20 protein-coding genes and 1 tRNA gene are annotated in these 20,483 nt (G+C 40.8%); 17 read left to right on the forward strand and 4 right to left on the reverse strand.

The window, feature by feature from the left end:
- The first annotated feature begins 303 nt into the window (after positions 1–303).
- From E6139_RS05590 to E6139_RS05645, 12 genes are all read left to right on the forward strand, one after another.
- Positions 304–2,964, forward strand: coding sequence for a pectate lyase-like adhesive domain-containing protein (locus tag E6139_RS05590; RefSeq protein WP_316402059.1), 2,661 nt, complete (start codon positions 304–306; stop codon positions 2,962–2,964).
- An 8-nt stretch (positions 2,965–2,972) separates the two neighbouring features.
- The gene (locus E6139_RS05595; protein ID WP_316402061.1) at positions 2,973–3,365 is read left to right on the forward strand and encodes an LPXTG cell wall anchor domain-containing protein; all 393 of its coding nucleotides are present in this window, start codon (positions 2,973–2,975) and stop codon (positions 3,363–3,365) included.
- On the forward strand, positions 3,340–4,065 hold the full coding sequence (locus E6139_RS05600; protein ID WP_316402062.1) for a WxL domain-containing protein: 726 nt from the start codon (positions 3,340–3,342) through the stop codon (positions 4,063–4,065). The genes E6139_RS05595 and E6139_RS05600 overlap by 26 nt, the downstream gene beginning before the upstream one ends.
- A 32-nt stretch (positions 4,066–4,097) precedes the next feature.
- Positions 4,098–4,877, forward strand: a complete 780-nt coding sequence (locus E6139_RS05605) for a WxL domain-containing protein (protein WP_316402063.1) — start codon at positions 4,098–4,100, stop codon at positions 4,875–4,877.
- A gap of 109 nt (positions 4,878–4,986) precedes the next feature.
- Positions 4,987–5,724, forward strand: coding sequence for a WxL domain-containing protein (locus E6139_RS05610; protein WP_316402064.1), 738 nt, complete (start codon positions 4,987–4,989; stop codon positions 5,722–5,724).
- A gap of 67 nt (positions 5,725–5,791) precedes the next feature.
- Entirely contained in the window at positions 5,792–6,877 is a 1,086-nt protein-coding gene (locus E6139_RS05615) for a DUF916 and DUF3324 domain-containing protein (RefSeq protein ID WP_316402065.1), read from the forward strand.
- On the forward strand, positions 6,855–7,619 hold the full coding sequence (locus tag E6139_RS05620) for a class A sortase (protein ID WP_316402066.1): 765 nt from the start codon (positions 6,855–6,857) through the stop codon (positions 7,617–7,619). The genes E6139_RS05615 and E6139_RS05620 overlap by 23 nt, the downstream gene beginning before the upstream one ends.
- A 26-nt stretch (positions 7,620–7,645) precedes the next feature.
- Positions 7,646–8,236 carry a hypothetical protein gene (locus E6139_RS05625; RefSeq protein WP_316402067.1) on the forward strand — a complete coding sequence of 197 codons (591 nt, stop codon included), beginning with the start codon at positions 7,646–7,648 and terminating at the stop codon, positions 8,234–8,236.
- A complete protein-coding gene (locus E6139_RS05630) occupies positions 8,220–9,662 on the forward strand; it encodes a helix-turn-helix domain-containing protein (protein WP_316402068.1) in 1,443 nt (480 codons plus the stop codon). The genes E6139_RS05625 and E6139_RS05630 overlap by 17 nt, the downstream gene beginning before the upstream one ends.
- A 103-nt stretch (positions 9,663–9,765) precedes the next feature.
- A complete protein-coding gene (locus E6139_RS05635; protein WP_316402069.1) occupies positions 9,766–10,236 on the forward strand; it encodes a MarR family transcriptional regulator in 471 nt (156 codons plus the stop codon).
- A 4-nt stretch (positions 10,237–10,240) separates the two neighbouring features.
- Complete coding sequence (locus E6139_RS05640) at positions 10,241–10,951, forward strand: B3/4 domain-containing protein (protein WP_316402070.1); 711 nt, start codon at positions 10,241–10,243, stop codon at positions 10,949–10,951.
- A 181-nt stretch (positions 10,952–11,132) separates the two neighbouring features.
- The gene (locus E6139_RS05645) at positions 11,133–12,167 is read left to right on the forward strand and encodes an LD-carboxypeptidase (protein WP_316402071.1); all 1,035 of its coding nucleotides are present in this window, start codon (positions 11,133–11,135) and stop codon (positions 12,165–12,167) included.
- A gap of 43 nt (positions 12,168–12,210) precedes the next feature.
- Here the strand turns inward: E6139_RS05645 and E6139_RS05650 are convergent, their stop codons facing one another.
- Positions 12,211–13,062, reverse strand: coding sequence for a Cof-type HAD-IIB family hydrolase (locus tag E6139_RS05650; protein WP_316402072.1), 852 nt, complete (start codon positions 13,060–13,062; stop codon positions 12,211–12,213).
- A gap of 302 nt (positions 13,063–13,364) precedes the next feature.
- The gene (locus tag E6139_RS05655; protein WP_316402073.1) at positions 13,365–13,787 is read right to left on the reverse strand and encodes a hypothetical protein; all 423 of its coding nucleotides are present in this window, start codon (positions 13,785–13,787) and stop codon (positions 13,365–13,367) included.
- A 525-nt stretch (positions 13,788–14,312) separates the two neighbouring features.
- On the opposite strand from E6139_RS05655, the gene E6139_RS05660 reads away from it, so the two are divergent.
- From E6139_RS05660 to E6139_RS05675, 4 genes are all read left to right on the forward strand, one after another.
- Positions 14,313–14,888 carry a Crp/Fnr family transcriptional regulator gene (locus tag E6139_RS05660; protein WP_316402074.1) on the forward strand — a complete coding sequence of 192 codons (576 nt, stop codon included), beginning with the start codon at positions 14,313–14,315 and terminating at the stop codon, positions 14,886–14,888.
- 60 nt (positions 14,889–14,948) lie between these two features.
- The gene (locus E6139_RS05665) at positions 14,949–15,707 is read left to right on the forward strand and encodes an SDR family oxidoreductase (protein ID WP_316402075.1); all 759 of its coding nucleotides are present in this window, start codon (positions 14,949–14,951) and stop codon (positions 15,705–15,707) included.
- Between the two features lie 712 nt (positions 15,708–16,419).
- Complete coding sequence (locus E6139_RS05670; RefSeq protein ID WP_316402076.1) at positions 16,420–17,091, forward strand: peptidoglycan amidohydrolase family protein; 672 nt, start codon at positions 16,420–16,422, stop codon at positions 17,089–17,091.
- A 118-nt stretch (positions 17,092–17,209) separates the two neighbouring features.
- Complete coding sequence (locus tag E6139_RS05675) at positions 17,210–18,526, forward strand: peptidoglycan amidohydrolase family protein (RefSeq protein ID WP_316402077.1); 1,317 nt, start codon at positions 17,210–17,212, stop codon at positions 18,524–18,526.
- Positions 18,527–18,766: 240 nt separating this feature from the next.
- Here E6139_RS05675 and E6139_RS05680 read toward each other — a convergent pair.
- Both E6139_RS05680 and E6139_RS05685 read right to left on the reverse strand, forming a co-directional pair.
- A tRNA-OTHER gene (locus E6139_RS05680) sits at positions 18,767–18,861 on the reverse strand.
- 182 nt (positions 18,862–19,043) lie between these two features.
- Positions 19,044–19,811: a DeoR/GlpR family DNA-binding transcription regulator gene (locus E6139_RS05685; protein WP_316402078.1), complete on the reverse strand. Its 768-nt coding sequence runs from the start codon at positions 19,809–19,811 to the stop codon at positions 19,044–19,046.
- Positions 19,812–20,024: 213 nt separating this feature from the next.
- Between E6139_RS05685 and rpiB the strand changes: the two genes are divergently transcribed.
- Positions 20,025–20,474 carry a ribose 5-phosphate isomerase B gene (gene rpiB, locus E6139_RS05690; protein ID WP_316402079.1) on the forward strand — a complete coding sequence of 150 codons (450 nt, stop codon included), beginning with the start codon at positions 20,025–20,027 and terminating at the stop codon, positions 20,472–20,474.
- Positions 20,475–20,483: the final 9 nt, after the last annotated feature.

Below are 20,483 nucleotides of genomic sequence, written 5' to 3' on the forward strand. Positions count from 1 at the left end.
ATTGCCAGGTGGTATTTTTTTGTTATATATACACTTTTTTTTAGTAATTAAATTATACATTTTTTTAAAAATATTACTTATTTGTTTTGATGCCGTTGTCGAAAGAACAAATTCCCTTGTGTTTTCTTTGTGATGTGATGTTTGTTGTTAAATTAATGAAGTTCGAGCTTATTTTTTGTCGCTTTTTAAGAAATGCATTAATATATTGGTGGTTATAAGTTAATTATCATTTTTTATTAAAATAATTATAAAAAATGGGTTTTGACTATGTTAGCATTTTTATTGTGAAGGAGGTGAGAAAAAATGAAGCGACGCAGAATAAATCTCTGCCTATTACTGATCCTTTTATTTCCCAACGCGACTGTCTTTGCTACGGATTTCACAGAAGAAACATCCACAAGCGGCTATGAGGAAATAGACCAAGATAAAAAAGAAGCTTCAGCTGAGACGGAACAAAGTAGTCTAACGAATGATGCGCTTAAAGAAAGCAGCCTTCCTGAAGCGACCGCTGAAAAAGAACAAACAGAGGGAACAAAAAGCTCAACGGACTCCTCGCAGGAAGCAAACACGGAGAACTCAGAAACAAAGGCTGAGCCCAAAGAGGCTGAAAAATTAGAGCTTCGTCTGTTAGCGGCAAATGAAGCGGAGGCTAGTACGTGGGATGAATTTGTCACTGCCATTCGTGACGAAACCATCACGAAAATTATATTAACGGCCAGCTTTACTAACCCTAGTGCTTCTGATGCCAGTCTGTCTGGTTATTCCCGAAAAAATGATTTGGAGATTGATGGTCAAGGAAACCGCGTAGATTTTCGGAATTCATCCATTCAATTAGGAACACCAAGCAATTCAATCGGGCTTTTCCACATGCACGATATTACGTTAAATCAAAATTATGTTGGGGCTTCTTCAGAGGATATAGTTGGTACAAGGTTAAATTATACACAGAGTGCTAAATGGCGCTTTCGTTTCGGCAATATTACGACAGAGCCTGGTGTTCAGCGTTTAGCCAGAGCCTCTCATGCGGAGGTACGCGTGTACGGCAAGATGAATATTGATACACGAGCTGAAAACTTCTATTTGGGAAGCTTGATCATAGAAGACGGCACCGATTATCGCGGTAATGTAAACACCTATAACTTTTCTGTGTTTTGGTACAATGTGACAGCCGATGCAGGCTCCACTGGTGAATCCAGAGAATTTACGATTGGGAAAAATTGTCGGGTCGATGTCGGTCAAACCCAAACAATCGGTCGAACTTATCCTGCTGTATATCATCACTATCTTTCCTTAACAGTGGGAGAAAACAGTGTGTACAACGTGGACATGCCAGGGAATGCTGTTCGTTTTGATGATGACGGCGCTGGAATGACAATTAAAAAAGGAGCAGTCGTAAACTTAACCAGTAAGCAGGCGGCCGGTTCAGTAGTGGCTTTTAGTGCCGATAATACGTATCTGAATGCTGAACCTGGTAGTTACTTTTATGTAATTGGAACAAGTAATCAGCCTTTGATCAACGTGTCCGCTAATGGCACAGGAACTGCGAGCTATCGACGCACGGGAAATACGTTTGTTTTAAACAGTCCGGCACAATATGACCTGCGGAACCTAAACGATAGTCAATCAGCGGTAAATGTTGCATATAGTAATGACGCTTATAACAGTTTTTCGATTCTTGATTCAGATATTGATTTATGGAAGGTAGGAGTTCCTGTCTTAGGACCATCCAGTGAAACCTATGCGAAGATCCCAAGCTTTAAGGTAGACGGAAGCGGAACGAAAGAAGTCGTGACGACTGCGGATACTGAATTGAGCAAATTCAAGCAGGCAAATTATCGCCGAATCTCGGGGATGAACCAGAATCCAAAGATCGAATGGACGCCAGTTACTGATGCGGATAAGACAATCAAGGGGCGCGTAATTATCGGAGAAGTTCCTGATAATAATGGGTTAGTGGACGGCGAGATCAAATATATCCCGGTCTATGCCTCGGAGAATCAAGCCAATGTTCGTTTGACCGATACACATGGAAATGTTAGAGGTAACCTGTTGACCGATGTGAATGGTTACGTTTCTTATACAGACACAAACGACCCCATCCAGTTCCAAAAAGCTGGAGAAAAAATTTCAGGAATCGCCGAACGAGGCCCTTGGATCACGCCAGATCCGATTGAAACAACCGTAATTGATGTAACACCACCAGAACCCGCTAAAGTAGATAACTTGGACGCCATCCAAAGTATCACAAAAAAGTTAACGGGAACTGGGGAACCTAATAGCATTATAACACTAACTGTGAATGATCAGCCATCAGGAATTTCAGGACAGCTGGTCGGCGCAGATGGAAAATGGGAAATCGATATTTCTAGTTTGAATCTAGTAAAAGGAGATGTGCTTCAATTCTTTTTACAAGATCAGAGCGGAGGCATCACTGAACTTAGTGAAGCGGATCGCCCAAGTACAAATAATACTGTCGGAAATATCAATCCCAAAAATGATTTAACTTATCGTGATGCAACCTTTAAAGCAGCGACAAAAACGACCGTTGTCGGCTTTTTATCCTTAGCTTCCGTACCAGATGGACTGGAATTTGGAAGCAATCAAGTAACGAATAAGACAGAAATCTATCGCCCGACAGCCAGTGGTGATTTGATCGTTTCGGATACTCGCGGCGGAGAGAAAAAACCGTGGCGCTTGACTTTGAGTCAATCTGAAGGCTTGAAAAATGCGACCATTTCGCTTGAGGATACGCTTTATTACACCTCTCAATTAGGCGAAAAGCAAATAACAGCGGCGGACCAAATCATTGAGTCGGGAGAATTTACTTCTGACGGCTCAAAAAATATCTCTGCGGATTGGCAGGGCAATAACGGCTTCAAACTGACAGTCCCTGTTGAAAAACAACGAGTGGGAGACTACTCAGGAAAATTATCATGGAAACTAGAAGATGTCCCAGGAAATTAGGTGAGTAGATGAGACGATTAGTAATAAGTGGTTTATTGACAATGCTGGCGCTCTTTACTGCTATGCCTGTCCTTGCGACAGATGCGAACTATGATAGTAACGGGGTTACAGCATTTTATGGGAAATATGAGTACCCAAAAGATGAGCCTGCTAAAGATACGTTAACAAAAAAAGATGAAACAGGTAGTATTGCTACGATTGAAGAGCCACAGAGAGCAGTCCCAGAGACGACAGCCGAGTTAACGCGAGCGTTACCGGCTTATAAAGGAGAAGGAACAATTATTCCGGCGACGGGAGATACCTCTAATATGCTGCCTTCAATACTTGGAATCGCCTTATTGACAGTTGTCTTTTTTAAGCTGAAAGGGGTTGAGAATGCTGAAAAAGATTCAATTATTTAGTCTTCTCCTCCTGCTCTTCCCGGCTTTTACCAGTATTACAAGGGTACATGCTGATGAAACAGACACCCATATGAATTATCAAAGCGGTGGAGGACAAGCGGTTAAACCGCTTGATCCCCTGTTGCCAGATCCAACGAAGCCGGTGAGTCCTGTAGATCCAACCGATCCAGCTGGACCGCCGGCAGGTACCGGCGGGAGCCTGTCTTTGGATTTTGCCTCCAGCCTGCAATTTGGGAGCCAAGCAATTTCCACTAAAAACGAAACCTATTACGCACTTCCCCAAGAATATACCGATTTTGACGGCACCAAGAAAAAAGGTCCCAACTACGTTCAAGTAACTGATGTTCGGGGAACAGGTGCTGGGTGGCAATTAAGCGTGAAGCAAAATGGACAATTCCAAACAAGTGAAGCTCAAAAGCTTGCAGGCGCCGAGCTTCGCTTCAAAAATGGCGGCATGATTTCCAATCTTTCTAGTACCTATGCACCAAGTGGAAATGAAACATTGGTCATGCCGTTGGATACAGAAATTAATGTGGTGAATGCCAGCAGCGAACAGGGAATCGGTACGTGGCTATATCGTTTTGGCTCGGATGAGGCTAGCGGTGGCAGCTCTGTTCAACTGACCGTTCCCGGTAGTTCAGTAAAGTATGCAAAAAAATACCAAACTTCCCTGACTTGGAGCTTAAAAAACGTTCCATAAGGAAAGAAAAAACTTTTTGAGGAGAAAAAACGATGAAACAACTAAAACTTATAACAGTCGCGACATTGGCGGCATTATCTTTATCAACAATTGGCGGAATCGCTTCACAAGCAGCATCTGTTGATTATGATTCCAACGGAGCAGTGGAATTTATTCCTAATCCAGATCCAACAAAACCGGTCGATCCAACTGATCCAGACCCAACCAATCCGGTTGAGCCGGTTGATCCAACCGATCCAACTGGTCCAAAGCCTGGGACAGATGGCCCGTTGTCAATTGATTATGCTTCTTCACTAGATTTTGGGGTAAATAAAATTACCAATAAAGATGAGGTCTATTATGCGAGAGCGCAGCAATTCAAGGATGGACGCACAGCCACACCAAACTACGTTCAAGTATCTGACAATCGCGGGAACAATGCCGGCTGGACATTGAAGGTAAAACAAAATGGGCAATTCCAAGCAGCGGGGACACTAAACGATACTTTGACAGGGTCAGCAGTGAAGCTAGCCAGCCCAACAGTGAACAGCAACTCAACCGCTGTGTTTCCAACGGCAGCTGCAACAATCGAATTAGATCCTGCCGGAGCAGAAAGCTTGGTTATGTCTGCAAAGGTCAACCAAGGTGCGGGAACCTATTCGAATCGTTGGGGAACCGTTGAAACAGTTAAAGAAACAGACAAAGATGGAAATGAAGTCGACGCTGAGGTGACAAAAGCTGTGACATTGGAAGTGCCTGGCAGCACGCCAAAGGATGCAGTGAAATACAGCACCACATTGACTTGGAGCTTATCTGACGTACCAGGTAATTAAAAGAAACGACCATCCAACTTTATCTGATGAGCGAAAGTAAAAGGCAGTAGTTGGTAAGCATCTAATTTTAAAAATGCAATTATCACTATAAAAAAAGGAGAGCATTACAATGAAAAAATTTGGTTCATTATTTTTAGCAACAGCTATTTTAGCAGGAATTACTTTAGCGCCGGTAACAACTTTTGCGGCAGACGGCGGCAACTACGATTCAAATGGTGTAATCACTTTCGCCCCTAACACGGACATAACCGACCCAGTGGATCCAGTGGATCCTACAAACCCGGTGACACCGGTAGATCCGACTGATCCTACAGGACCAAAACCAGGTACAGCCGGTCCGCTATCGATCGACTATGCATCAAGCTTGGATTTCGGTACACAGAAGATTACGTCCAAAGATGAAATATATCAAGCAAAACCACAAAAATACTTAGATAAGGACGGCGTTGAAAAAACCGGTCCTAACTTTGTCCAAGTAACCGACAATCGCGGAACTGAAAAGGGCTGGACCCTGCAAATGAAACAAAATACTCAATTCCAGACGGTCGATGCAGAGGAATTAACAGGTGCAGAAATCACTTTCAAAAACGGAAATGTTGTAACGGCTTCTGCTTCAGGAAAACCAACTGGGGAAGCAACTATCGTAGCCGATCCATCAGGCGCCTTGAAAGATGTCATGGCAGCTGCAGACGGTCAAGGGGCTGGAACCTACTTGCTTGACTGGGGCACAGATGCTACAACAGCTGCAACAAGTATTGAGCTGAGTGTACCTGGTTCAACCACAAAATATGCGAAAAAATATTCAACAACCTTTACTTGGGTGCTTAGCGATACACCTGGAAACTAACGACGATTAAGAATGAAGAAGGGATGTACTCCAGCATCCCTTTCTTTCACTGAGAGGATAAGAGATCATGAAATTTAGAAAAATTGCGCTACTGGCGATGACTGTTTTTAGTAGTTTAACAATGGCAATGCCGAGCTTTGCTTCAGAGTTTAATTTTGCAGTAACCCCTAAACCATCAGAAAACCAAATTGATCAGCAAAAGACTTATTTTGATTTATTGCTGGAACCGAATCAGGAAGAGACACTGACGGTTGATTTACGGAACGATACGGCTGAAGAAGTAGTAGTAGAGGCTCAGATTAATCGGGCAACAACGAATGACAATGGCGTCGTTGAGTACAGCAAAAATGACATCAAAGCCGATCAAACGCTGAAATACGATCTAAAGGATTATGTGGAAGCACCGGCTGAGATCACCCTAAAACCACAATCAGCGGCTGAATACAAAGTAAAAATACATATGCCAAACGAAGAATTTGCAGGCGTGATTGCAGGCGGTATTACATTTAAGGAAAAAAATGCAGAACAAGCCAATGTTTCTTCAGATAAAAATGACAAAGGGTTGGCGATCAAAAATGAGTATTCCTATGTTGTTGCCTTATTGATGCGCCAAACAACCGAAAACGGAAATCCCGATTTGAAGCTACAAAGTGTCAAGCCCAATCAACGAAACGCTCGTAACGTCATTCAAGGGAACTTGCAAAATCCTAACGCAACCTATCTGAATCAGTTGGCAACCAAAACAACGATCACAAAAAAAGGCAGCTCGGAGGCTCTTTATACAGACGAACAGTCAAAAATGCAGATGGCGCCAAATTCTAATTTCAATTTATCCGTACCGTTAAAAGGCGATCGCTTAAAGGCCGGGACCTATACGATGAAAATCGAAGCCTACGGTCAAGAGGATCAAAATGGCAGCTATCCTTTCCAAGCAAAAGGCAGCCAAAAAGAGGGAAATTATCGCTATCATTGGTCATTAGAGAAGGATTTTGAAATCAAAGCAGACGTCGCTAAGAAATTAAACGATTCTGATGTCACGATCAAGAAGGATTACACGTGGGTGTATATCTTGATTGGCATCTTATTATTATTGTTAATTATCCTTTTCTTAGTATGGCGTAAGAAAAAAAATGACAAAAAAGATCCGGCTTAGCCTTATTTTAATTTATTGTGTGGCGATCTCTCTCTTATTTCTACCATTTTTAAAGCAGGCAGCAATTATTTATCAAACCCAAACTGTTTCGATCAAACCAAGTGAACTGATCCGTACTTCTTCGGAGGTTCCTCTGGAAGCTGTGCAGCCGCCTGATTTGTCTGAGGTTTTAGCCTTTGACAGGAATCGGACCTTTCGATCAACTGGACAAATCGTAATCCCAAAAGTCGAGATTAGTCTGCCGCTTTTTTCGGGGATAACAAATGATCAGCTTTTAGTTGGTGCAGGAACCTTGTTTCCAGAAAGAACAGCCGAGAATCAGAACATCGTTGTACTGGGACATCATTTGGGTCGGGAAAATTTATTGTTTGGCAAGCTGTTGAATATAACCATTGGTGATTCTATTTATCTGGAGTATCAAAATCAGTTTTATCAATATAAAGTGAGTCAAACGATGACCATTCAGCAAACGGAGCTTCAAGTTTTAGCTAATAGCAAGCAGGCAGAGCTCACCCTGATTACCTGTGATAAGCCAACTCATACAGAACAACGCTTTGTGGTTAAGGGCAAACTGGTTAATCAGCCCGTAAAGACAACGAAGCAAACAATAATGCAGCAAAAAAGTCAGATTAAAGAAAAAAATAGTCAAAAAAATCGTAAGTATTGTAGGATGATCCTGATTCTTTTTCTAGCCAGTCTTGTGATTGGTACCGGAATAATCATTCGGATCAGCAGAAAATAGCACCACAATATGGAAGGAGTGATGAGATGAAAAAAATGGTGGCACGATCATTGATGTTGGCCTTTGGGGCGTCGATTTTCTTATATTCCGAGCACGTCTTTGCCAATACGGTCATTTATGATCCATTGGATCCACATAATACGATCACTCCTGTTCCAAACAATGATCCTGAACCGAGCAATTCCTTGCTAGACGAAACTACTGAAGAATCAACAGTGTCAAGTCAATCAGAGGACTCAGAAGCCAAAGTGATCCTTGAAAAGACTTCAGATAGCGAGGCGCAGGTTGAGCAAGACCAAGGGGGGCGTCTGTCAGATAAGCTAGGACTTGAAGACTCTTTGAAACAAAAGGAAAAAGGCGGGAACCTCCCGGTGCTTGATCCTCAGCTGGCAAAATTAGCGATCCGCCAGAAAAACCATGTTCTGATGCTGGATGAGGACTTCTTTTCTTCGATCAATACAACTGCGCTGCCTCCTGATAGTGGTGGAGGGTCGGGTGGTGCTCCTAATGATTTTGCGGATATTGCGCAAAGCGCGTATCTGTTATCGGGTGTCGTTTTGTACGGCGGTGAAGCTAACGGAAATTTAGCAGCAAGGATGAGTGATCAGTTTGCTTGAGAATTTACTAGCAAAAGAAGAATGGCGGAAATACCAGCTCTTGAAGCGGCTAGAGCGGAGTTCTTACTTTGCCTTGTCAAAAAAAGAAATCATGGATTTCTTGGAAATTTCGAATTATGTGCTTAAAAGTACGATTGAACAGCTGATCCAAGATCTTGAAAAATATGATTTGTCTCAGGAAATCCAAGTCTTTCTGGAGGACCCCTTTGTTCAGCTGGAAATTACCGGAACCGCCAGTTCGGAGACGCTTTTAGAAAAATATGTAGAAGAATCTGTCGAATTCACGATTTTGTTAGGAGCTGTTTTGGGCAAGTTCAAATCATTAAATGAACTTTCTGAAAAGACCTTGCTTAGTTATCCCATCGCCTATAACAATTTCAAGCTGCTGAATAAGTACCTTGCTAATTATGAGCTTAAAATTGATAAAAAATTTCGGCTTGTTGGTGAAAGCGAAAAAAATGTCCGCTTGTTTTTGACAGAGCTGTTTGCCCGTATCTACAAAGGCCATTATGAATTTCTTGAACAATCGCTGGAAGGACCTGTGGCATTCAAGCTGTCTAAGATGGAAAGTGAGAAGATGACCATCCATCAAAAAATTGGTTTGCAGCATTTTCTCTATGTGACCAATCTGCGTATTCAGCAGCAGAAATATGTTGAGTCGGCAACAGAGGATGTTTTATTCAATGAAGATCTACAACAGGAAATGGAGGACGCTTTTTTTATGCGTGTTCCAGCGGAAGCACGAAAGGCGGAGGTCATCGCCTTCTTGGCTTACTATTATTCTCGTTCGGAAGAATTAGGTGAAAAGCTGCACTTAACTGAAAATAAACAGCTCATGGCTTGGAGTCAAAAGCTGCTGACGAGTCTAATTCAAGCTTTCCCTAAAATAATCGATAGTCCAGAAAAACATGGTGCTTTTTTAAAACGCAGTCAGTTCCTGCATTTTCAATTGATGGAAACCAGCCAGGCCAGTGAAACGATTCAGCCGGAAATCAATATCGTTTATTTCCAGCAGAATTATCCAACGGTTCTGGAATTTTGTCGTTTGTATATCAATCGTCTACAGCAAAGCGAGCCCGTCTTGTTTAAGAAAAAGAAACAGGTCCTTTTCCAATACCTCTTTTTGATCTTAGATACCTTTTCCAAAGAGGCGCTCGTTGAGACGATCAAGGTGTATGTCGATTTTTCATTTGGCAGCTTGTACAATCAGTTCATTACGGAGAATTTGAACTTTTTTAATTTGGTGGGCGCCAAAATTACTACAGATATCGAAGCAGCGGATATTTTGTTGACCGACTCTCGAGACTTGGGAAAAACTTATCAAGTGGACTGTGTCGTCTGGCTGTCTCCGCCACGCCCTCTAGACTGGGCAAATCTAGGGCAAAAAATCATCCAGAAAAGATCTGAAAAAAATAGTGAAGTGTAGAAAATCACCATCTTTTTTCTACACTTTTTTATTTGACAGGTTTTTGTTGCATTTGCAACAAAAATATTTTATGATAACGGAGTAACAGATAGGAGCTAAAAAAATGATAGACGTTCTTAGAGACATCGGCGCGATCGCCAGAGCACTGGACTCAATTGCCAATATTGAATTTAAGGATTTTCAATTGTCTAAAGGTCAGTATTTGTATTTGATCCGTATTTCCGAGAATCCTGGCATCATCCCCGACAAGTTGGCCGAAATGATCAAGGTCGATCGGACAACCGCCGCTCGCGCAATCAAAAAGCTGGAGGAAAAAGGCTTTATTAAAAAGAAAACCGATGTGGAAAATAAAAAGATTCGCCGCTTATTCATTACGGAAAAAGGAGCAGAGCTTGCGCCAATCATCAAGCTGGAAAATGACTATTCCAATCAAATTGCGCTGCAACAGTTATCAGAGCAGGAGATTGCGGCCTTCTCCCAGACCTTGAAAAAAGTGGTCGCAAACATTGATGATGAATGGCTCTCAGTCAAAAAAGGCAATAAATGGCCCTATTTAGAAAAAACGAAGGAGTAATTATATGACAACATTTATCGCAGATCCATCCTTTTGGGAGGTCTTTCCCAAAGCACAGCTCAATGTGCTGATCGTAAAAGGAATCGCAGACAATCAAGCAAAGGAAAATGATCCATATTTAACCGAGCTGCTAACCAACGGAAAGGAAGCGGCGAAGAAGTTTCTTCAGGAAGAAACCTTCAGCCAAAATCCCGTCATTGCTGAATGGCGTGGGGCATTCAGCCAATTCAAAACTAAAAAGGGTGCCCGTTCATCGATCGAAGCACTGCTGAAAAGAGTCAGTCAGGATCGTGAGTTTCAGCCAATTAATCCGCTAGTCGACATCTATAACAGCATTTCGCTGGAATTCGCAGTACCCTGCGGCGGAGAAGACCTGCAAAAGATCGCTGGCGACATTCATTTAGGTCAGGCAGTGGGTGGCGAAGCCTTCTTACCATTAGGCGCAGAAGCCGATGCGCCAGCTTTACCTGGAGAAATCATTTATTACGATGAAAAAGGCGCGATTTGCCGTTGTTTGAACTGGCGGGAAGCCCAACGAACGATGCTGACGGAAGAAACTAAAGACGTGATCTTTTTTATGGAATCAATCAATGCAGAACAGGCAGAGCGAGCTAATCAGGCGATGCAGGAATTAAAGAAGCGGATCACTGAATATTTCAAGGTTGAAGGAATAGATTTTGTGGTCAATGCGGAGAATTCAGAGGAAAACGTTTAGAAAATTCTGTGTGTACGTAGATGATTTATAGCGATCACTAGCGATTTGTAAAGTAAAAACAGTCAAAACCTTACAATAGTAAAGTTTTGACTGTTTTTACTTTATCTAAAGGGTTATTGGAAAACGCGAATAGTTTCTGCTATCCTCTTCTTATTAGATCATTTCACAAGGAGGTAGTAGTATGATCAAGCCAGACAGATTATCAGCGGGTGATACGATCGCATTCATTTCATTGTCTTCGGGTCTTGCAGGAGAACCCAAGATCAAATATAGATGGAAGACCGCCAAAAGTCGTTTAGAGGAGCTAGGCTACAAGGTTGTTTTAACACCGAATGCATTAAAGTCGGATACGTTTCTGAAACAGCATCCTGAGAAACGAGCAGAGGACTTGATGAATGCCTTAGTCGATCCACAGATCAAAGCAATTATCTCCATGATCGGTGGCGATGATACGATTAGATTACTTCCATACATGGATTTTGAGATAATCAGAAAGCATCCTAAGCTATTTGTTGGTTATTCAGACACCACGATCAATCATTTTATGTTTCATCACGCGGGTGTCACATCGATCTATGGTCCTTGTGTAATCCTTGAAATTGCCGAGAATGTTCGCATGCATCAATATACTTTGGAACATTTTCTTGAGCTAGTTTCCGGAAAAAATTTGCCAATGACACTGGAAAGTAGTCCGAAGTGGACCAGTGAATTTCTAGATTGGTTTGATGAAAAAAATCAAACGGTAAAAAGAAAGATGCAGAAGGAGAGTCGTGGTCACGAGTTTATTCAAGGAAAACAAACGGTCAGCGGGAAGCTTTTGGGTGGTTGTCTTGAAACCTTTCCCATGATGATGGGGACTGAGATATGGCCGAAAAAGGATGAGTGGAGGGACAAGGTTCTGTTTTTGGAAACTTCTGAAATGCAAATTAATCCCGATATGTTTACGATCCTTTTAAGGGGTTTGGCTGCACAAGGAATCTTCCATCAAATCTCTGGTCTGTTGGTAGCCAAGCCAATGGATGAAAAATACTATCAAGAGTACAAGGCTGCTTTGTTGAACGTTATTCGGACGGAATGTGACTTATCAGATTTACCGATCGTTTACAATCTGAATTTTGGACATACCTCTCCGACTGTTAGTCTACCAATTGGATGCGAGATTGAAATTGATTGTATGACCCAAAAAGTCGCAATTATCGAAAGCCCGGTAAATTAGTAAAAAACCAGCTAAGTCCAAAACTTAGCTGGTTTCGTGTGCGCTATAAGTATTTTTCCAACCCTGCCGCGATCCCATCTTCATCACAGGAAAGCGTCACATCATCCGCAATAGCTTTCAAATCATCTACAGCGTTGCCCATCGCGACACCGATCCCTGCATATTCGATAATCGAACGGTCATTATGCCCGTCACCAAAGGCGATCATGTTGTAAGAGTGAATCCCCATGTCAGGGAAAACAGTATTCAAGGCCTTTGCCTTATCGATTCCTTTATCCGTGAATTCAAAATAAAAGGGAGCTGAGAAAGTCGCGGTTACAACATCATCAAAAGGCGTGTGCATCGCTTTTGCATGCTCAGCCATGTAGTCTGGTTCTCCGGCAACTAAGATTTTATTGATGGGAAAATCGGCGAAGGCTGCTAGATCCTCTTGTTCACATAGCTTGAAATTTCCACCCCGCGCCTCGTATTCAATAATGCTACCGAATTCTTCCAGTTTAAAGTCAGCGGCGACTTTTTGCAGGTCTTTGTTGTAAACGTCATTTACATAAAGATAGTCTTCCTTGTCAATCATCGGAACAACATTAAATTTTTTCAGATGCTCCAAGATTGCTCGACCCGTTTCAACACTCATAGCTTGATTGAATAAAACTTCCTTCGTCAAACAATCCGTCACGCGCGCACCGTTGTATGAAACGAGGAATCCTTCATATTTCGTCATTTCTAATTGTTCGGCTAGTTCAAACATCCCTGTTGTCGGGCGACCTGAAGCCAAGATAACTTTAATGCCTTTTTCCTGAGTAGCAATCAATGCCTGCTTTGTTTTTTCCGAAACTACTTTTCCAGTTGTTAGTAGGGTACCATCGATATCCAGTATGATTGCTTTGATATCCATTCCATCACATCCTTATTGTGTTACTTTAAGTCTACTATCGGTAATAGGTGATGTAAATGGTTTCATTTGTAAACGACGGTGGAAAATTAGTGGTATGCTTTACGGTAATTTTTCTTTGACTATTTGTGGTTCAATTGGAAGTCCAAGGACAATAAATACAGCATTTACCACAGGAAAATCAGTCCATGAATGTTGCAGTTTAAACACTTTCTCCACTCAATCGCGTCAATTCAGAAGATAATCTTCCATAATATGTGCTGCATAGGCAACTTTTAAGATCCAGATTGGTAAACAAAACATCATCATACCTCGTCGGTTTCTTTCGACTTAACAGGAATCAGCCCATATTTATATGCAGCCAATAAATAGGCGAAGCTGATGAGCGTACCCACTGCTCCATAGACCGCATCGATGATATCTGTCGTATTCATAAAGCCCATCAGCGTTTCACATACAAGATTTCCAACTAAAAGAATCCCACCTAATAGAGTTACGTAGCCAAACTTTACCCCAGAAAGCAGCCAGGTGTAGCCAATGGTTAAATAGAACAGCATACTTAATGAAAAGTTGGAGATATGCGAGTGGATTTCCTGATTAATCACGACAAAATCAGGAAAAGGTACACTTAACCAGCGCCCAATCGTCAATAGAACACCCAAAATAAGCAGTAGATAATACCCAATAACAAATTTTTTCTTAAATGTATATTTTTCCGGAACGTTCATTGACTCACCTCAATAGAAATTATACAGGGCTTGCGGAAGAATACAATCGGCTGTTCGGTCTTCTTTATCGGCTTTTCTTCAGTATTCTTTGTACCATTGTTTCAATCAGCAGTTTAGCGGCGATTAAATGACTAAAGTTTTTGGCAAAGAGAGTTTTAGCTAAAGAACTAGCGGTTGATCTGCTTGTTTTCAGCGCTAAAACGCTGGTCATCCGAAGCAAATGTGCATAGTCGCGTGTTTGACCCTACCATGAATAGCTCAGAAGGCTGCTCATTAGGCGCACTATGTACCTAGTTTGTCCAGAGACACCGAGGAACAATACGATACTAAATGAACAAGGCAGTGAAATCAATCGTCCAAGCCAAAGAAGATGTAATTTTGTCAATATCCTGGGTTCATCGGTTGATGTTGGGAGGAAAACGATTATTCTTAAATAACCATCTCAACAATACGATGGTGACATTCAAATTTTTACTGGAGATTCCTTTCTCGTATGAGATACTTAAGCAAAAAGAGGTGAGTCAGATGCAAAGCAGTAAGTTATTAACAGATTTTTTTCAATTGAATCTTTCCGCTGAGCTAAAAAAACAGATTGACAACCTTGTCTTGCCAGTGTCTTTTTCAAAAGGTGAAACGCTGTTACATGAAGGAGAGCAAGGGACGTGTCTCTACTTTATCCTGCAAGGCGTGGTTCGCGGATATTACATTGACGCAGATGGCAATGATATCACCAAATGCTTTTCAGCCGAAAATGAATTCTGTTCGACAGAAGGCTTTCGGACGAAGCAGCCCTCTTCCTTTACCATTGAATGTCTTGAGGACTGTCAGTGTTTTGTCTTTTACTACACGTTTCTCCGGCAACTCATGACAGAAAGCCAGCAAGTTAACGATGCGATTCGAGAACTGTTTCAAGAGGAAGTAGAAAAGCAAGAAAGGAAAAATCGCAATCTGGTCCTTTTAAGTGCAGAAGAGCGCTATCGGGATTTTTGCCAATCTTTTCCTGAATTAATGGACCGTGTGCCGCTACGATGTATTGCTTCTTATATCGGTATCCATTTTGGCTCCCTCAGTCGCATCCGCAGCAAAATGAACTTAACCTAGGTGAACGACAAATGCTTTTTTTCCTTGCATAATTTTTGCGAAGAAAGGAAGTGTTTTATCATGGCGACTGTTTTGATTACTGGCGGGACGAGTGGGATCGGCTTTAGTTTAGCCAAAGAATTTGCAAAAAAGGGCGAAAATCTAGTTTTGATATCATCAAATCAGGAAAACCTGGAGCATGCTCAAACAGAACTGCGGAATAGAAGCAAAAGTGAGATCACGATTATTCAACAAGACTTAGCACAATTAGGAGCAGCACGGCAGCTGTTTGAAAAGCTTGATAGAGACATTGATATCCTCATCAACAATGCTGGTTTTGGATTAGTTGGGGAAACAGAAAAGATCAATCATCAAGAAGACGAGGCGCTGATGCTTCTGAATATGGTCAATTTAGTCGGTCTCTGCAAATTGATTTTGCCTTCGATGTATCAAAAAGGTGCCGGAAAAATCCTCAATGTTGCTTCAGTGGGTGCGTTTCAGCCCGGACCTTACACGGCTACTTATTTTGCCAGTAAAGCCTTTGTTTTGAGCTATAGTCGTGCTATTCGTTACGAGGCGAAAAAAAGAGGCATACAAATTTGCACGTTATGTCCCGGAGCCACGCAAACAAATTTTTTTTCAAAGGAACAAACGACGATGCCCAAAGATGCGATGACAGCCGATGAAGTCGCGCAAATCGCCATCAACAAACTCATGGAAAATCAATCTGTGATCGTTCCCGGCATGAAAAACCGCTTGATGCAGCTATTTCCAGAGAAGCTGAAAATGGCTTTTGTTGCAAGAAGGAAGGCTGGGGAAATCAAGGAACGAAATAAATAAATGAAATCCTGGCGACTGTTGCTATTACAACAAACGCCGGGGTTTATTTTATTATGGAATTCTATAAACAACTCATTGTGAACGTACATCGATTTTGCGTTAACTAGTATCGATAATGTGAAAAAAATCATTATTAACCTGTTTATTGAAAAGATAGTAGGATACGCAAAAGGCTGACAATTTTTTGGAAGACGTTAAGCAGAGTAATGTCATCATTATGGCACTTCTTTGACAGTTCAAAGTGTTTGTTCAACCAGTCGACATCTAGATAAAATCACAAAAAGTGATATTTGCTATAAAAAGATCGTTACGTTTTTCCAGATAATGAAGTGATCTCAAAAAATTAAAATTTTTTCGGAGTAGAGAAATCTACTCCTTTTTTTTGTTTGTTAGGATGGGAAATTATGCCACGTTCTGTGTAGCTTTTCGAAATTGAGCATGGCTTTTCCAGTTAAATTTCTGTTTTATCCGACGGTTGTTGTAAATAGTAGATATCTGTTTGGCATTCTTTTGACACTTTTAAGATGAATTTGAGCGTTATACTTATTTTAGAAATGAAGAACATATGTTTGTAACGTGGACGCACGAAACATCATTTCAAAAGGAGACGTGATATTGGGAGATATTAATAAGATGATTCATTCAGAGTATTACCGCTAAAAAAATGCAAATGGCGGGGGTGGAGAAACGACAATTCAGGAGGTGAAAAATAATGGCGATTAACATGGAAACAGCAATTAACAACATGTATGCATTAAAAAATCGAGGAATCAAATACTCAATGTATGGATCGAGAACTGGAGCGGATGGCACAGGCGATTGCAGTGGCACAGTTTATGACTCTATACGTAAGGCTGGAGCAAGCGATGCTGGATGGGTTTTAAATACCGATTCATTACATAATTGGTTGCTTCAAAACACCTTTGAGTGTATTGCGACTAATAAAGAGTGGACGGCTAAACGTGGAGATGTCGTGATCTTTGGTCCAAAAGGAGCCAGTGGAGGGTCCGCAGGTCACGTAGTAATCTTCATTAGCAACACGCAAGTAATTCATTGTACGTATAAATCAGCAACAGCAAATGGTGTTTATGTAGACAATGAAGCAGCAGGGTGTCCCTATAGTATGGGATGGTACGTTTATCGTTTAAAAGTATCGTCTTCAGGTAGTGAAACCCCAAATATAAAGAAAGGTGGAGATATTATGTTGTTGTTTAAAGAAAATGGAAGAGTTTATTTATTAGTAGGAAATCAATACACATACGTTAAAAACCCAACGGACCTAAGTGCAATTAAAACAATGATGACCAAAGCTGGCTACGACACACATGAGCACACAAATGTAACTCAAGTAGCTTATATTAAACGTGTTGCAACCGAAAAGTAATAATGTTATTTCTTCGCAGGTAATTTTATTCCCTGCTTTAGTTGGAATCAAAAAAATCCAACTAAAGCAGGGTTAGAAAAAACTGATGGTATAAATATATTGATAGGAGGAATGAGAAATGGCAATTAACATGGAAACGGCGATTAACAATATGTATGCATTAAAAAATCGAGGAATCAAATACTCAATGTATGGATCGAGAACTGGAGCGGATGGCACAGGCGATTGCAGTGGAACGGTTTATGACTCTATACGTAAGGCTGGGGCAAGCGATGCTGGATGGGTTTTAAATACTGATTCAATGCATAATTGGTTGCTTCAAAACAGTTTTGACTGTATTGCAACAAACAAAGAGTGGACAGCAAAGCGTGGTGATGTGGTTATCTTTGGTCCAAAGGGAGCTAGTGGTGGTTCAAATGGACATGTAGTAATCTTTATCAGCAACACTCAAGTTATTCATTGTACTTATAAGTCAGCAACAGCCAACGGTGTGTATGTGGACAACGAAGCAGCAGGCTGTCCCTATAGTATGGGGTGGTACGTATACCGTTTAAAAAGTTCAGTTTCATTACCACCAAAAAATATTGCAATGGCATTTTCAAAAAAAGGGATAAATTATGAATCGCATGTAAGAAATGTTGGTTGGATGAACAATGTTGCTGATGGAGCCTTATCAGGATCTGTTGGCTATAATTTACCAATGGAAGCCCTTAAAATTACTTTTGGTAATAATCATATTGATGGTTCTGTCCAATATCGTGTTCACATGAGAACTAAAGGTTGGGGGCCTTGGGTCAATAATGGAGCTGTCGCTGGGACAACTGGACAAGTATTACCCTTAGAAGCTTTTGAAGTAAAGTTGACCGGACAGGCTGCAAACTATTATGACATTGAGTATCAAGCTCATGTGAAAACAAATGGATGGATGCCAGTTGTTAAAAATGGTCAAACTGCAGGGACTACGGGAAAAGCTTTGGATATGCAAGCGATGAAAATAACTTTAAAAAGAAAACCAATTGTTCAAGGATCGAAGACGGTTCCAAGTACTGGTTTATCATACAGATCACACTTGGGAACTGAAGGTTGGTTAGGGTATGTAAAAGAAGGAGAAGTTTCAGGTACAACAGGGCTTAATATTCAGATGGAAAAACTCGAGGTTTTCTATAATGGATCAAACAAAGACCTAGAAATTGATTCTCATATTAAGAATGATGGATGGGTAAAAAACTCTGGAGGAACTGTTGGAGAAAACAAATGGATTGAAGCATTTCGTATAAGAACCAAAGGTGATTTAGCTAAGAATTACAATATTGAATATCGTGTGCACTCTACAAACAAAGGATGGATGGATTGGGTACGAAATGGGGAGCAAGCAGGCACCACTGGACAGAAATTACAAGTTCAAGCAGTTCAGATTCGATTAGTAAAAAAATAGAATTTAAGTAGGCTTCAGTTGATTGAATTGCTCTTTAAAAATTGGAAAAAACAAAAATGTGAAGTAGCTTTGAAAAGTATTACTTTTCGAGCTACTTCACTTTGTCATATCCATTGATTTATATTTTAAAAGTTCGTATTAGGTAGAGGAATTACACTTTCATAAATAAAATGGGAAAAGTACTTCAGAATTGCCTTTTAAAAAAGAAAATAAAAATCTTTGGAAATAAGAAATAAAAAACGTGGATGACAGGAATCGAACCTGCACCTCGTATCAAATGAAACAAACCGTCGTTTTAAGTCCCATTTCTGAGTTTAAACACCAAGTTCATCCACAAGAAGAGTGTACGAAAGCTAGCTTACAGAAAGCTTAAATAGAGAATAAGAAAGATTAAAGGAGATTCATCTTTCTTTGAAGCTCGATATTACGATTAAGTAGTCGAATGTGCAGGTGTTTAGTCACTGTAAAACAAAAAAACGATCGTTACGCTTTTTAGTGAAAGTGTAACGATCGTTTTTTAGTCTAAAAATTTCACAACATTACTGTAATGGTCCTTTACTTCAGTAAGGATCTCGTCATCCGTGATCAAACCAGTTAACTGAGGCAACGTTGCGAAGGTAGCGATCGATTTTTTCTCGAATTTCGAGCTGTCAATCAAGGCGATTGTTTGTGAAGCTAATTCTACCATTCGCTTTTTCAATTCCACTTCATATAAGTTGAAATCTGACAAGCCTTCTGTAGCCGAGATGGCATAAGCAGAAGTAAATAACGTGTCAATGTTGACTTTCTTTAGGATTTCTATACCTAGAATCCCTTCGACCGCGTTAGAGCTTCCCTTTACGACGCCCCCGATCAACACAACAGTAAGATTCAAGTTCTCTTTTAAAAGGGAAGCGGTACGAAGTCCATTCGTCAAAACAGTGATCCGCAAATCTGATTGACTAATCAGCTTCGCCAACTCGTAGCAGGTCGAACTAGCATCTAACACGATACATTCACCGTTTTCGATCAAGGGGAAGGCTTTTTTAGCAATCTCTGCTTTCTTCTCGATGTTCTTTTGTTTTCGAATGTCGTAGTTTTTGTCGATTTTTAAGGTTTCGTCTTCTTTCGAACGAGTCGCACCGCCGTGTGTTCGAATCAACATATTGTTATCGCTGAGATAGTTCAAGTCTGAGCGAATGGTTGCCTTTGATACAGCTAATAGCTCAGTCAAGTCATTGACTGAAACGGAATCCCGTTCCTGCAGCAGTGCAAGAATCTTTTCTCTTCTTTGATTTGTATACATAAATCTGTCCTCCATTAATAATGATTGTCTATAGTATAGAACAAAAAAGTAAATAAAACAATAGAAAACACTACTTTTGTTTTCGTTTTGCGTCAAATTACCAATTTTACTTTCGGAATTGAATAGCTAAACGAAAATAAACGAAAATAAAGATTGACAAAGCGAAAGCTCACAGTTATTATGAAAGTACGAAAAGAAAAAGGAGAGAGAAAAATGAAAGTTGGAATCGGATCAGATCATAACGCATTTGAAATGAAGCAAGAGCTGTTGGCATATATAGAAGCAAAAGGGATTGAAGTGAAGGACTATGGATGTTTTTCTCCAGAAGAAGTCGATTACCCAGATATTGCCTTTAATGTAGCAAATGGTGTGGTGGACAAGGAAATCGATCGCGGAATCCTTTGCTGCGGCACAGGGATCGGTATGGCGATGGCAGCAAACAAAATTCCCGGCGTCAGAGCGGCACAGGTACACGATACATATTCTGCGGAGCGAGCACAGTTAAGCAACAATGCACAGATCATCACGATGGGTTCAAAAATCATCGGTGTTGATGTCGCAAAGAAAATTGTCGACGAATATCTATCAGTTACTTTTGAAGGCGGCAATTCTGGCAGAAAAATTGATCAAATCATGGAAAAAGAAGCAGAGTATTCGAAATAGGAGGAAGAG

Origin of the sequence: Enterococcus sp. (assembly GCF_032555305.1) — a bacterium.
Classification (GTDB): Bacteria; Bacillota; Bacilli; order Lactobacillales; family Enterococcaceae; genus Enterococcus_A.

Coding starts and splice junctions, on each gene's coding strand:
- E6139_RS05595 (WP_316402061.1), top strand. CDS start 2,973: ATGAGACGATTAGTAATAAGTGGTTTATTGACAATGCTGGCGCTCTTT.
- E6139_RS05665 (WP_316402075.1), top strand. CDS start 14,949: ATGGCGACTGTTTTGATTACTGGCGGGACGAGTGGGATCGGCTTTAGT.
- E6139_RS05615 (WP_316402065.1), top strand. CDS start 5,792: ATGAAATTTAGAAAAATTGCGCTACTGGCGATGACTGTTTTTAGTAGT.
- E6139_RS05685 (WP_316402078.1), bottom strand. CDS start 19,811: ATGTATACAAATCAAAGAAGAGAAAAGATTCTTGCACTGCTGCAGGAA.
- E6139_RS05600 (WP_316402062.1), top strand. CDS start 3,340: ATGCTGAAAAAGATTCAATTATTTAGTCTTCTCCTCCTGCTCTTCCCG.
- E6139_RS05590 (WP_316402059.1), top strand. CDS start 304: ATGAAGCGACGCAGAATAAATCTCTGCCTATTACTGATCCTTTTATTT.
- E6139_RS05660 (WP_316402074.1), top strand. CDS start 14,313: ATGCAAAGCAGTAAGTTATTAACAGATTTTTTTCAATTGAATCTTTCC.
- E6139_RS05675 (WP_316402077.1), top strand. CDS start 17,210: ATGGCAATTAACATGGAAACGGCGATTAACAATATGTATGCATTAAAA.
- E6139_RS05650 (WP_316402072.1), bottom strand. CDS start 13,062: ATGGATATCAAAGCAATCATACTGGATATCGATGGTACCCTACTAACA.
- E6139_RS05670 (WP_316402076.1), top strand. CDS start 16,420: ATGGCGATTAACATGGAAACAGCAATTAACAACATGTATGCATTAAAA.
- E6139_RS05635 (WP_316402069.1), top strand. CDS start 9,766: ATGATAGACGTTCTTAGAGACATCGGCGCGATCGCCAGAGCACTGGAC.
- E6139_RS05645 (WP_316402071.1), top strand. CDS start 11,133: ATGATCAAGCCAGACAGATTATCAGCGGGTGATACGATCGCATTCATT.
- rpiB (WP_316402079.1), top strand. CDS start 20,025: ATGAAAGTTGGAATCGGATCAGATCATAACGCATTTGAAATGAAGCAA.
- E6139_RS05610 (WP_316402064.1), top strand. CDS start 4,987: ATGAAAAAATTTGGTTCATTATTTTTAGCAACAGCTATTTTAGCAGGA.
- E6139_RS05605 (WP_316402063.1), top strand. CDS start 4,098: ATGAAACAACTAAAACTTATAACAGTCGCGACATTGGCGGCATTATCT.
- E6139_RS05625 (WP_316402067.1), top strand. CDS start 7,646: ATGAAAAAAATGGTGGCACGATCATTGATGTTGGCCTTTGGGGCGTCG.
- E6139_RS05655 (WP_316402073.1), bottom strand. CDS start 13,787: ATGAACGTTCCGGAAAAATATACATTTAAGAAAAAATTTGTTATTGGG.
- E6139_RS05640 (WP_316402070.1), top strand. CDS start 10,241: ATGACAACATTTATCGCAGATCCATCCTTTTGGGAGGTCTTTCCCAAA.
- E6139_RS05620 (WP_316402066.1), top strand. CDS start 6,855: ATGACAAAAAAGATCCGGCTTAGCCTTATTTTAATTTATTGTGTGGCG.